At 75.4% G+C, this 12,664-nt stretch carries 7 protein-coding genes; 1 reads left to right on the forward strand and 6 read right to left on the reverse strand.

Annotated features, from left to right (window positions below; translation table 11 throughout):
- Positions 1 to 65: 65 nt before the first annotated feature.
- From ACFY3L_RS34915 to ACFY3L_RS34925, 3 genes are read right to left on the reverse strand one after another with little or no spacing between them, the layout of a single operon-like run.
- Positions 66 to 2,981: a hypothetical protein gene (locus ACFY3L_RS34915; RefSeq protein WP_389334032.1), complete on the reverse strand. Its 2,916-nt coding sequence runs from the start codon at positions 2,979 to 2,981 to the stop codon at positions 66 to 68.
- Positions 2,978 to 5,857, reverse strand: coding sequence for a hypothetical protein (locus ACFY3L_RS34920; RefSeq protein WP_389334035.1), 2,880 nt, complete (start codon positions 5,855 to 5,857; stop codon positions 2,978 to 2,980). The genes ACFY3L_RS34915 and ACFY3L_RS34920 overlap by 4 nt, the downstream gene beginning before the upstream one ends.
- A gap of 15 nt (positions 5,858 to 5,872) precedes the next feature.
- Positions 5,873 to 8,302: a putative bifunctional diguanylate cyclase/phosphodiesterase gene (locus tag ACFY3L_RS34925; protein WP_389334038.1), complete on the reverse strand. Its 2,430-nt coding sequence runs from the start codon at positions 8,300 to 8,302 to the stop codon at positions 5,873 to 5,875.
- Between the two features lie 235 nt (positions 8,303 to 8,537).
- Between ACFY3L_RS34925 and ACFY3L_RS34930 the strand changes: the two genes are divergently transcribed.
- Positions 8,538 to 9,041 carry a hypothetical protein gene (locus ACFY3L_RS34930; RefSeq protein ID WP_389334041.1) on the forward strand — a complete coding sequence of 168 codons (504 nt, stop codon included), beginning with the start codon at positions 8,538 to 8,540 and terminating at the stop codon, positions 9,039 to 9,041.
- 59 nt (positions 9,042 to 9,100) lie between these two features.
- Here ACFY3L_RS34930 and ACFY3L_RS34935 read toward each other — a convergent pair whose 3' ends face one another.
- The 3 genes from ACFY3L_RS34935 to ACFY3L_RS34945 form a co-directional block, all read right to left on the reverse strand.
- Positions 9,101 to 9,658 (reverse strand): DUF4291 domain-containing protein, encoded by a 558-nt coding sequence (locus tag ACFY3L_RS34935; protein WP_389334044.1) that lies wholly within the window; start codon positions 9,656 to 9,658, stop codon positions 9,101 to 9,103.
- Between the two features lie 901 nt (positions 9,659 to 10,559).
- Positions 10,560 to 11,270 (reverse strand): DUF4132 domain-containing protein, encoded by a 711-nt coding sequence (locus ACFY3L_RS34940; RefSeq protein WP_389334047.1) that lies wholly within the window; start codon positions 11,268 to 11,270, stop codon positions 10,560 to 10,562.
- Positions 11,271 to 11,324: 54 nt separating this feature from the next.
- Positions 11,325 to 12,647, reverse strand: coding sequence for an ATP-dependent 6-phosphofructokinase (locus tag ACFY3L_RS34945; RefSeq protein WP_344504216.1), 1,323 nt, complete (start codon positions 12,645 to 12,647; stop codon positions 11,325 to 11,327).
- Positions 12,648 to 12,664: the final 17 nt, after the last annotated feature.

Genomic DNA, 12,664 nt, shown 5'->3' on the forward strand with positions numbered 1-12,664 from the left:
TCGTGTTTCTCCGTTCGTGCGCTGCTTCCGTCCACTGTGGACATGGTTGAATGCCACGCGACCTCTCATGATCCGGAAGACTTTTTGTCGCCCTGGCGACCATAAGTCTTCCGGATCACGGAAACGCGGGGGGTGCGGGTGCGGGAGGCGGCCGCCTGGGCGGTGAGGCCCGCCACGGCCAGCGCCGCCGACGCCACCGCGACCGTCGCCGCGGGCACCCCGAGCGGGGGCAGGCCGGCGCCCTTCAGGCCGGGCAGCGTGCCGCCGACGGCGAACCACGCGAGCCCCGCCCCCAGCACGCCCGCGACGCCGGCCGCCGCGACGAGCGCCAGGACCACGAACGGCTCCACCAGCGTGCCGGTCGAGCGGCGCAGGCCCTGGACGCGCAGGGCGCGCAGGTCGTGGGTGCTGGTGCCGATCGCGGCCACCGCGAGGCCCGCCGCGCCGAGGGCCGCCGACAGCCAGCCGGCCAGCAGGTAGAAGCGCAGGCCGAGCGCGGTGCCGCCGGCGGCGATGGCGGTGCGGGTGTCGGCGACGGTGCGGCGGCCGGTGACCGTGAGGCCCTGGGCGTGCAGGGCGTCGACGATGCCCGGGGGCGCGGTCGCCGACAGCCACACCTCGGCGCCGGTGGCGCGGCCGTCGTCCTCGGCGAAGAGGTCGGCGTACTCCAGGTCGACGAGGGCGCCCGTGGTGCCGACGCGGGGCAGGCGCCTGGCGCTGACCTCGGCGACCGGGACGGCCTTGCCGCCGAACGTCTTGAACTCGGCGTCGGGCAGCGGGGCGGTGGTCGCGACCGGCAGCTCGGCCGGGCCGTAGGCAGGGCGCAGCGCGCCGGCGCCCGGCTGGGAGGTCATCGGCAGGCTGAAGGTGACCCCGTCGGCGCCGCGCACGGCGGTCGCGCCCGGTGCGGTGCGCCAGTCGGTCGCCGGCGGCGAGTGCAGGGTCACCACGATGGTCGGCCCGACGTACGGCGGCAGCTTCACGGCGATCTCCACGAGGCGGCAGCCGCGCACGCACATGGGGGTTTCGCCGGTGTACGACTTCCGCCCGAGCACCAGCTTGCCCAGGTCGGCGCTGGCGGTGGCCTGGCCGTCGAGCGGGGTGAGGACGGCGGTGAGATCGACGTCGGGCCGGTCGAGCGCGGAGACGGTGACGTCGAAGGCGATCTTGGCGCCGGTGTGTGTGACCGCCTCGGCGGGCGCCGGTGGGTGCAGCCGCGCGGCCACGTCGGCGACGGGTGGCGCGCCGGCGGGCCACAGCGCGACGGCCGGCAGGCGGGCCGCGTCGACGGCGACGGCCCCGGAGTTGTCGTCGGAGTCGCGGATCGGCACCACCGCCATCGCGGACCGCCCCTCGGGGTCGGCGGCGCGGACGGCCCGCAGCAGCTGGGTGCGGCTGGTCGCGTCGACGTCGAGGACGACGGGCGCGCCGGTGTCGAGGGCCGCCTGGGTGCCCTGCCGCTGGTCGACGGCGGACGTCGCGCCCGCGGCGAACGCGAGGGACCCGACGGCGAGGGTGAGCAGCGCGAGGAGCCGCGCGCCGACGGGCCGCCGCGCGAGCCGGAACCCGGCGAGGGCCCCGGCGAGCCGGAACCGGCCGGCGGAGGGGCGGCGCAGCGCCCTTGCCGCGGACAGCCCGCTGAGGACCGGCCCGACCCGGCCGGCGAGGACGGCGACCGCGAGCAGCACGAGGGCCGGCGCGAGCAGGGCGACGCCGCCGGGCCGGCCGCGGACCTGCGCGACGGCGACGGCGGCGGCCACGACGAGGACGCCTTCCAGGGCGACGCCACGCCAGCGCGCGGTGTGCCGGTCGACCTGCCGCAGCAGCGCGGACACGGGCGCGGAGACGGTGCGCAGCGCGACCGTGAGGGCGACGGCGAGCGCGCCGAGGACGGCGACGGCCGCGTACGGCCAGGCACCGCGGATCTGCCAGCCGCCGGCGGCGGTGAACCCGAGCGCCGCCCCGGTGAGCACCGACAGCAGCGTCTCCCCCGTCGCCAGCCACCACCGGCCGGGGCGGGCGACGCCGCGCAGCGCGATGACGCCGTGCTCGAAGCGGCGGGCCCGGATGACGGTGGACACGGCGAGGGTGATGACGGCCCAGGCGAGCAGCAGCACGGGCGCGACCGCGAACGGGACGGCGGCGCGGACCTCGGCCCGGCGCTCGGCGATGCGGTCGAGCAGGACGTCGAGGTCGGTGTTGAGCCGCGCCTCGTCGGTGCTGCGTTGCTGCGCCTTCTTGGCCCACTCGCTCAGCGCGGGGAGGGTGTCGACGGTGATGGCGCCGGGCAGCGGGTACGCGTCGTAGGCCTGCAGCTCCGCCGGCCGCGAGAACATGTCCACGGTGCGCCGGTCGACCTGGAACGCGTCGCGCATGCCGCCGGTGCGCCCCCAGTAGGGTTCCCCGCCGTCGCGGGGCTCGACGACGCCGACGACGGTGAGCGCGGTCGGCGGCCCGGCCGGCGTGTACCGGCCGCTCTGCTGGTCGTACCTGGAGCCGGCCAGCGACACGGTGTCGCCCGGGCGCAGCCCGAGCCGGTCCGCGGTGCGCCCGGAGAGGATCGTGTCGCCGGTGCCCATCAGGCAGCGACCGGCGACGACCCGGACGTGCGCGCAGATGTTCTCGCGGAACAAGATGGTGGTCAGCTGCGACGCGGTCGCCATCTCCAGGTCGGCGGGCTGGGCGGTGAACTGGGCGGAGAAGACGGTCGCGTAGCCGGGGGTGTCGAGCCAGCGGCCGGCGAGGCTCTGGAACGTCGTGGCCATGCTGCCGCCGCCGGAGGACAGCACCTCACCGGTGATGAGCACGGTCCGCTCGCCGGGGGTGGCGGCCGCCACCTCGGAGCGGACGATCCGGTCGTCGGCGGCGGCGAGGTACGCGGGCGCGGCGAGCGCGCCGGCGGTGGCGAGCGCGGTCAGCAGCATGACGGTCGCGGCCCTCCCCCGCCGCGACCACAGCATCGCCAGCACGAGCCCGATCACCGCGACCCCCTCCCCGCCGCCGGCGCGGCTCCTCGTGCCCGGTCGCCCGAGCGGGACCACAGCGCGGGCGGCAGCAGGACCGCGAAGACGACGGCGGCCGCGGCCAGGAGCGCGAGCCACTGCACCGGCGCGACCGGCACGGGCCACCGGTCGGCGAACGGCCGGACCGGTGCCGGTGCGAGCAGCCGGACCAGCACGGCGGCGGCGATACCGACGGGCACCGCGACGAGGACCGGGGCGACCGCGGTCCAGCGGCCGACGGTGCGGGCGGTCGGGGCCGGCAGGCCCTGGCGGCGCAGGGCGGTGAGCTCGGCGCCGCGCCGGCGGCGGTCGACGGCGGCGACGACCGCGGCGGTGACGGCGGCGAGCAGCAGCGCGACGGCGCCGCCGGCGAGGCCGGCGCGGAGGGTCACGGCCGGGGAGAGCCGGTCGGCGCGGGCCGTGGCCGCGCCGGCGCTGTCGCCGCCGATGATGGTGAGGCCGGCGGCCCTGAGCCGGTCGGGCAGGTCGGCGGGGGCGGACGGGCCGAGCCACACCTCGAGGCGCTCGCGGGAGCCGGAGGTGGCGCCGCCGGTCGGGCCGGCGATGCGGGCGGCGTACTCCAGGTCGATGAGCACGCCTTCGGCGCCGCCGCGCGGGATCGACGTGACGGCGTGCGGTGCCACGGGGAGATCGGCGCCGAAGAGCTGCACGCGGGGCACGTCGTTGTCGTCGGACAGCTCCAGGTCGCCCGCGACGAGCGCGGGCAGCGGGACCGGGGTGTCCACGACGTAGAGGCGGTTGTCGCGGGGGCGTTCGCTGGCCGGGTCGGTGTCCAGCAGGCGGAGCCGGCCGTCGCGCTGGCCGGCCTGCACGGTGCTGACGGCCCGGCCGAGCGTGGTCCGCCAGCGGGCCGGGTCGGCGAACGTGGCCCCGTCGACGGCGACCTTGCCGTCGGCACGCAGCTCGAGCAGGTCGACGGGGCCGCGGTTGATCTCGACGGAGACGATCCGGCAGCCGGCGGCGCACTGCGGCACCGAGACGTCCACTGTGGACTCGACGGCCGGCGGCGGCGGCGCGGCAGGGTCGACGGGCACGGCGGCGGGTCCGGCACCCGGTGGCCGGAAGACGGCCGTCACGCGTTCCGCGTCACCGGCCAGCAGCATGGTCACCGCCGTGCCGGGCGAGACGAAACGCAGCGTCAGCCTGGTGCCGGTGAGCGTCAGCGGCGCGGGCGCCTCGGCGCGCAGCGTCGGCAGGTCGGTGCCGGTGACCGCCCGCAGGCGGGTGCCGTCGACGGCGATGACCGGGGCGCCGATGCCGCCGCCGATCGCGACCGCCATCGCGTCGCGGCCGCCGGGGTCGGTGGCGCGGACCGTGGCGAGAAGCCGCTCCCGGTCCATCGGCGCGACGCGCAGCACGCGGTCGGCGCCGACCTCGACGGCGGCCCGGTCGGCGCGGGCGCCCGCGGCCCCGGCCCAGTCCTGCGCGGCGACGGCGAGGACGCAGGTGGCGGCCGCGAGCACGGGCACGATCCGGTACGCGGTCCGCCGGCGTCCGAGGGTCAGGCCCGCGAGGGCACCCCCGACGTGCCCGGCGGCGAGGGCGGTCCGGCCGGCGAACCCGGCGATGGACAGCAACGCGCGGGTCGCCAGTACACCTGCCGCCAACGCGATCAGGAGCACGGCGGCCTGACCGAGGCCGAACCCGGTGTCGCGCCGCACGTTGGCGGCCGGCTCCGCGACGAGCTGGAAGACGGCGGCGGCGCCGATCGCGAGCACGCACACCTCGAGCGTCGCGGCGACCAGCGGGAGGCGGGGCTGCACGACCCGCAGCAGCGCCGGCACGCCCGCCCGCGTCGCCGGCCACTCGGCGGCCACGACGATGACGACCCCGGCGGCCAGGGCAGGCCACAGCGCGGGGCGCAGCGCGACCGCCCACGCGGCGCCGGCCAGCAGCGGCACGAGGCTCTGCCCGGCGGTGCCGGCGAGGATGCGCCACGGCGGCATGCCCCGGATCGCCATGCGGGCGGCGTCGGCCCGGCGTTCCTGCGCGGCGTAGGCCGCCGCGACCGCGACCGCCAGGCCGCCGCACAGCAGCACCTGCAGCTCGACCAGCAGCAGACCGCGCCGGACCCCGCGGCGGTCGGCGGCGACGGTCGCGGCGAGCGTGCCCGCGGCCGAGGAGACGTCGACGGACCCGCTGCGCAGGCGGGCGACGGTGGCCTCGATCGCGGCCGGGTCGTCGAAGGCCGTGGCGGGCAGCAGGGCGTCGTAGGTGGCGACCGCCGCGCCGCCGGGCATCGCGACGGTGTTACGCGTCGTGTACGCGGCGACGCCGTCGAGCCCGGACCAGTACCAGCCGAGCGGGTCGCTGGGCGCGAAGAGCCCGACGAGGGTCAGCGGGACCACGGCCGTGCCGGAGCCGCCGTCCTGCTTGAGCGTGCCGCCGACGGCGAGGTTGAGCTGCCGGGCGATGTCGGGGGCGAGGACGATCTCGCCGTCCTGCTCGGCGCAGCGGCCCTGCAGCAGGGTGATGTTGTCGCAGAACCCCTCCACCGCCCGCAGCTCGACCGGCAGGCGCGAGGTCTCGGTGCGCAGGACGCCGGAGTACCGCACGCCGATCAGGGTCCGGTCCGCGGGGACACGGGTGATCGTCGCCTGGAACCGGCTGACGATGTCGTCGGGTGCCTTGCCGAGGGCGACCGAGGCGCGGACGGACAGGGTGCGCTCGACGGGGGTGGCGTCGTCGACCCTGGCGGTGGCGGCGCTGCGCTCCAGGCGCCCGGACACGGCGTCGGCGCCCACGGCCGCACCCATGGTGACCGCGGCGAGGACGAACATGACGACCGCGGTGGCGCGCCGGGCCCGCAGCGCGGCGAGAATCAGGCCCAACACGTAGAGGACCTTACGTCACACGAGGCTGTTCTCGGGGTCCCGTGCGCCCGGGGGTGCCACCTCGTGCAGCGGGCCGGCGAGCCCGTAGCGGTGGCCTTGGCCGTACCGGCAGCCCAGCGCCGCCATCGTCGCGGCCTGACGGTCGGTCTCGATGCCTTCGGCGACGACGGTCACGCCCATGCCGGCGCAGATCGACACGATGGAGCGGCAGATCGCCTCGCTGCGGCCGCCGTCGGCGAGGGTGAAGCTGCGGTCGAGCTTGACCTCGTCGACGGGGATCGCGTGCAGCTGGGCGAGGGCGTTGTACCCGGTGCCGAAGTCGTCGAGGGCGAAGCGCACGCCGAAGCGGCCGAGCCGCCGCACCGCGCCCGCGGCGGCGGACAGGTCGGGCAGCGGCGCGGTCTCGGTGAGCTCCAGCAGCAGCCGGTGCGGGGCGAGCCCGTGGCGCAGCACGGCGGCGCGGACGGTCTCCTCGTGCTCGGGCCGGCCGAGGCGGGCGGCGGACGTGTTGACGTGCACGGCGATGCTCGCCCACGGCCCGCGGAACGCGGCGGCGTCGCGGCAGGCCCGGTCGAGCACGAAGTCGTCGACGAGGCGGATCAGGCCGATCTCCTCGGCGGTGGCGATGAACATGTCGGCGCTCACCGGGCCGAGGCTCGGATGGGTCCAGCGGGCGAGGGCCTCCACGGCGACGACGGTGCCGTCGTTGAGCCGCACGATCGGCTGGTAGTGCACGTCGAGGCCGCGCCCGTCGCGCAGCGTGTCGGCGAGCATCTCGGCGAGGTCGGAGCTGCCGGTGCCGTCGGGGAGGTCGACGCGGTAGCGCACGAGGGTGCCCTTGCCCTGGCGTTTGCCGGCGTACATGGCGGCGTCGGCGCGGCGCAGCAGCATGTCGGCGCTGTGCACCGGCCCGTGGGTGCCCGCCTCGACGAGCCCGACCGACGCGGCGACGCCGACCACGGCACCGTCGAGGTCGAACGGCTCCCGCAGCGCGGCCATGATCCGCTGCGCGGGGACGCCCGGGTCGCCGCCGCCCTCCAGGAGCACCGCGAACTCGTCGCCGCCGACGCGGGCGATGGTGTCGCCGTCGCGCACCGCGCCGCGGAGCCGGTCGGCGACCTGCCGCAGCAGCCGGTCGCCGGCGTGGTGGCCGTAGCGGTCGTTGACGGCCTTGAAGTCGTCGAGGTCCAGGAAGAGCACGGCGAGGGGGCGGTTGTCGCGGTGGTGCAGGGCGAGGGCGTGGTCGAGCCGGTCGTGGAACAGCACCCGGTTGGACAGCCCGGTGAGGCCGTCGTGGAACGCCTGGTGGCTGAGCCTGGCCTGGCTCTCGGAGAGGCGGTCGAGCAGCACCGCGTTCTCGACCAGGGTGACCGCCTGCCGGATGATCAGCAGCGAGATGACCGCCGTCTCGACGGCGATCTCGAACATGTCCATCGGCCGGCCCTGCACCAGCTGGATCATGAAGAGGACGCCGGTGCCGGCGACCGGCACGTACGGCAGCAGCAGGTGCCCCCAGCGGTGGTGCGGCCGTTTGTCGGTGGTCTCCCTGTCGGTCGCCTGCCTGTCGGTGGTCTGCCTGTCGGTGGTCTCCCTGTCGGTGGCCTGCCTGTCGGTGGCCTGCTTGTCGGTGGCCTGCTTGTCGGTGGTCGCCTCGTCGGTGGTCGCCGCGGACGGCTCCCGGGTCGGGGTCACCGCGGCCACGGCGACGAGGGCCTGACCGGCGATGAACCCGGCGTCGGCGAGCGGCGGCATGCGCTCCGCACCGGCGGCGACCAGGTAGGCGAACACGCTGTCGGAGAACGACAGGCAGAACAGCCCGATGCCGAGGAGCGACAGCTGCCGCCGGTTGACGGCCGTGGACCTGGCCAGCAGCAGGATCACGATGACGGTGAGCAGCAGGTCGGTGACCGGATAGGCGATCGCCACGGTGTAGGCGAACCGGGTCGCGGCCCCGGCCCGCACGACCGCGCCGAGCGACGTGGCCCAGGTCAGCACGAACAGCGCGCCGACGACGATGAGCCCGTCCAGGACCATCACCAGCTGCGCGGCGAGCCGCCGGGGCCCGCGGCCGGGGCGGTCCGCGGCGAGCGCGACGAGCGCCGGCAGCGCGAAGACCGGCAGCATCAGGTAACCGGCGTCGGCGAGCGACGGCGAGGGCAGCGCGTCGTCACCGAACAGCTGGTGCCAGGACCAGATGAACTGGCCGATCGACCAGCCGCAGGCGCCCGCGCCCATCCACAGCCGCCAGCGGCGCTGGGCGCCGGTGTGCCGCCGGGCGGTGAGCCAGCAGGTGAGGGTGGCGGCCAGCCCGGCGCCGAACTGCGCCAGGTCGTCGACGAACTGCGACCACCACGGGCTCAGCAGCCCCGAGCCGCCCAGACCGACGGCGCCGAACACCCCGGCCATGGCGACGGCGAGCGGAACGGACACGGGTCTGCGCGACAATGAACGCATCCTCACCGAAGGTGATCACGACAACACGCCCCCCGTACGCTACCTCAATCGTTCATCGCTGAGGTCACGAAACGCATCGGAGCTGCCGGGCATTGTCGCAATGCATGACGTGCCCCATGAGGGCGGTACGAATCGACACGCATGTGCGCCGCGGGCTACCATCCGGCGTCCCCGCGACCGGCCGGCGACGCCCGGTCGCAGCACCGACCTGAGGAGCACCTCCATCATGCGACGGTTCCTGACCGCGGCACTGCTCGTAGCGATCGTCGGCACCGCCGGCGCCTGCGGCGACCCGGCCGAAGACTCCGCTGCGACGGGCACGACCAGCGCCGCGGCAGCCCCTTCGAAGACCCCGTCGATCGACGTGGCGGCGCAGACGAAGGACATCTGCGAACGCTCCGAGAAGCTGGTCAACGAGACCGACATGCGCGAGGTCGGCCGGCAGATCGGCCTCATCATCACCGCCCGCCAGCAGAAGAACGCCGACGCCGAGGCGAAGGCGAAGACCGCGATCCGCGCCAAGACCGACGTGTGGGTCAAGGAGCTCGGCGCCATGCAGCAGGAGGCCGCCGACCCGGCGCTGAAGACCGCCCTCGGCACCCTGGTCACGGCGATCACCACGCTCGCCTCCGACCAGTACCTGGCCGACTTCAAGTCCGCCGCCGACGTCACCAAGCTCGAGGCGACCCTGACCACCGCCACCGACGCCATGACGAAGGTCTGCGGCTAGCTCCTCCCCGGTGGCCTCCACCCCGGCGTGGGGGCCACCGCGCCGGGGTGCCCCGGTCCTCAGTCCGCCCCGATCCGGCGGGCGAGGGCCGGCTCCAGCGGAAACGGCCGCTCCACCGGCAGCAGCCGCTGCGCCTCGGCCGCCCTTCCCCCACGCACCAGCGCGGCGATCCTGTGCACCACCGGGGTGAGGTCGGTGAGCCCGGTGACCCACTCGTCCGCGTACGTGCGGATCAGCTCCCGCCCGACCCCCACCTGGATGCTGTAGTGGTTGAGCGCCGCGCCGCGCAGCGACCGCTCCGGATCCCACTGCACGTGGACCCGCGCCCGCGCCAGCTCAGGGTCGCTCGTCAGCACCGCCTCGCCGAGCGCCCGCTCCCACCCCGCCCGGCTGATCCGCACCGCGAGGATCCGCTCCTGCCCGGCCTTGCGCGCCCAGTTGCTGCGGTGCATCAGCCACAACAGCGACGGCTTGATCCACGTCATTCTCCCGAACGAGAACGGCGCCACGAACCTCCCCGCCACCAGCGCCGCGTCGGCGATCGCCCGCGGGTACGCCTGATAGACCACGATCGTGCTCGCGTCGAAGTCGGCCCGGATCTGCCGCTGCCCGGTCATCGCCACCTCCGCCCCCCAGACAATCGACCCACCACCCCGCCCCGGCAACCCGATTTCCGCTCCGCGACCGGCTCGGAGCTCGTCTGGGCAATCCCGAGGACGCCTCGCGCTCGCCGTCCTGCCCCACTCGCCACGCCCCGCGCCGTCCCGCCTCGCCCACGCGCCGCCTCGCCACGCGCCGCCTCGCGCCGCCCCACCTCGCCTCGCCATGCGCCGCCTCGCGCCGCCCCACCTCGCCTCGCCATGCGCCGCCTCGCGCCGCCCCACCTCGCCTCGCCATGCGCCGCCTCGCCCCGCCCACGCCGCCACGCGCCGCCTCGCCCCGCCCACGCCGCCACGCCACGCGCCGCCTCGCCCCGCCCACGCCGCCACGCCACGCGCCGCCTCGCCATGCCCCGCACGTCACCACGCGTCACCACGACGCCGCCCCGCCTCGCCACGCCCGTCACCACGACGCCGCCCCGCGCGCTGCCATGCCCACCTTGCAACTCGCCGCAACGCGGCCTCCCACGCCTCAACGCGACGCCCACCCCTCACCACGACCGCGACGCCCGGCTCGCAACGCCCCGAGACCTCCGCCTCGCCCTCGCAAACCCACCCTCACCGCGACACCAGGCTCGCAACCCGCCGCTCCGCCTCCCACCGCGACCCCCGGCTCACAACCCGCCGCACCTCCTCCCACCGCGACCCCCGGCTCACAACCCGCCGCACCTCCTCCCACCGCGCCGCCCGGCTCACAACCCGCCGCCCCACTCCTCGCCGGCGACGCCCGCACCGCAACCTGCCGCTCTGCACCGTGATGCGACGCCGCACACCGCGACGCCTGCCTCAAGACCCGTTACGGCCCGCCTCTCACCGCGACGGGTCGCATCGCGACGCCGGCGGTTCGCTCAGTCCTGTTTCAGTGGCACTCTCCCTGGTCGCGGAGGATTTCCGAGGCTGAGACCTGGTCCACTGCCGAGAACGGGACGGTGGGCTTGCGGGGCCACTGGCCGCCGCCGGCTGGGCAGATCCAGATCGTCAGGGACTGCTCCGGGTGCTCGCCCGGGACGCCCAACATGATGCCGGGGTCGAGGTCGGCGATCAGGGTCCTGCCGCCGGGCAGTCCTGGGCCGGCGGGCAGGTCACGCTCAATGCGGCTCTGGTACCCGCCGCCCTGCCCGGACCGGCGCCAGCCGCGCCGCTCCAGGCTGAGCAGCTTGACCGTGAGCGCCTTCCTGCCGTCGAACCGGTCCAGCCGTGTCGCAGCGCGTTCCTGGGCCGTCAACGCGTGGACGTCGCGGGACAGCTGGCGGAGCGGCTGCAGGATCTCGTAGTCGGCGAACACCTCCGACCATTCCGGCACGTCGAGGTGTACGGGATGCGCCACCGACACGACGTCGTCGTCGGCGAGCAGGACGGGCCCGTCGGCGGCGTTCGCGAGCGTCCGGTCCTCCGCCAGCCGTGCCGCGACGTCCACACCGCCGTGCGTGACGAGCCACGACGCCGGCACCACCAGCCGCGCCGGTGCGGGCACACCCGGCGGCAACGCCGACACGGACACACCCGGCGGCAACGCCGACGCGGGCATGACCTGCGTCGACGCGGACCCGGACACCGGAGTTCCAGTCACGGCGTCACCCTAACCAGACCCACCGACAATTCCGGGTCGCGGCCGGACGGGGGCTCAGGCGAACACCGGCGGCTGCCCCGTCGCCTCCAGGACCGACAGCCACAGGTCACCGTCGGGGTCGACGAGGTTGCGGGAGCTGATCGCGAGGGAGATCGGCACGTGCACGAACCGGCCCCGCCACCTGCCGACCACCATCTCCGTCCGCCCCGCCATCGCCGCGTGCACGGCCGCGTGCGCGAGCCGGATGCAGTACACGCTGTCGTACGGGTTGGCGGGCACGCTGCGGATCGTGTAGCTCGGGTCGATGTACTTCAGGTTGGCCTCGACGCCCGCCGCGGCGAAGTCCTCGGCGATGCGGTGCCGCAGGTACCGGCCGAAGTCCTGCAGCCGCACGTTGCCGGACGCGTCAAGCGAGGAGGCGGCGTCGAACAGCTCCTGTCCCGCGCCCTCAGCGACGACGATCATGGCGTGGCCGCGGTCGACGACGCGGGCGCGCAGGTGGGCGAGGAAGCCGCCGGGGCCGTCGAGGGAGAAGGGTACCTCCGGGATGAGGACGTAGTCGGCGTCGTTGTTGGCGAGCGCCGCGTAGCACGCGATGAACCCGGAGTGCCGCCCCATCAGCTGGACGAGGCCGATCCCGTTCGGGAACGCGGTCGCCTCCACGTGGGCCGCCCGGATCGCCTCCGTGGCCTTGGCGAACGCCGTCTGGAAGCCGAAGGAGCGTTCGATGTACGGGATGTCGTTGTCGATCGTCTTCGGCACGCCGACCACGGCGATGCGCCGCCCGCGCTCGGCGACGACCTCGGCGATCTTCAGCGCGCCGCGCATGGAGCCGTCGCCGCCGATGACGAACAGGACGTTGACGGACAGCTGCTCGAGGCAGTCAACGATCTCGTCCGGGTCCTGGTTGCCGCGGGAGGTGCCGAGGATCGTGCCGCCGTACTCGTTGATGCCGGCGACGACGTCGGCGTCGAGGTCGACCACGGACCGGCCGTAGCGGGCGGTCATGCCCTGGTAGCCGTTGCGGAAGCCGAAGATGCGCCGCACGCCGTAGTGGTTGGTGAGCTCCAGGACCAGCGCGCGGATCACGTCGTTGAGCCCGGGGCACAGGCCGCCGCAGGTGACGATCCCGACGCGGGTCTTCGACGGGTCGAAGAAGATCTTGCGACGGGGGCCGCCGGGCTCGAAGCCGGGCAGCTCGTCGACGGGCACTCCACGCGCCGCGACGAGGGACACGGTGTCGTCGAGCAGCACCCGGTCGGACTCGTCGACGTAGTGCTGGGTGGTGCGCCCGGTGCGCAGCAGCGCCGCCAGGGGTGAGTCGATGCGGCTCTCGCCGAGCGTCCTGACCTCGAGCCTGGCCCGTTCGTCCACCATGTGCCCATGCTGGTGGA

The organism is Dactylosporangium sp. NPDC000521 (genome assembly GCF_042898305.1).
GTDB lineage: Bacteria > Actinomycetota > Actinomycetes > Mycobacteriales > Micromonosporaceae > Dactylosporangium.

Excerpts from the sequence above, each read along its gene's own strand:
- ACFY3L_RS34935 (WP_389334044.1), bottom strand. The coding sequence starts at position 9,658 with ATGACCGGGCAGCGGCAGATCCGGGCCGACTTCGACGCGAGCACGATC.
- ACFY3L_RS34930 (WP_389334041.1), top strand. The coding sequence starts at position 8,538 with ATGCGACGGTTCCTGACCGCGGCACTGCTCGTAGCGATCGTCGGCACC.
- ACFY3L_RS34945 (WP_344504216.1), bottom strand. The coding sequence starts at position 12,647 with ATGGTGGACGAACGGGCCAGGCTCGAGGTCAGGACGCTCGGCGAGAGC.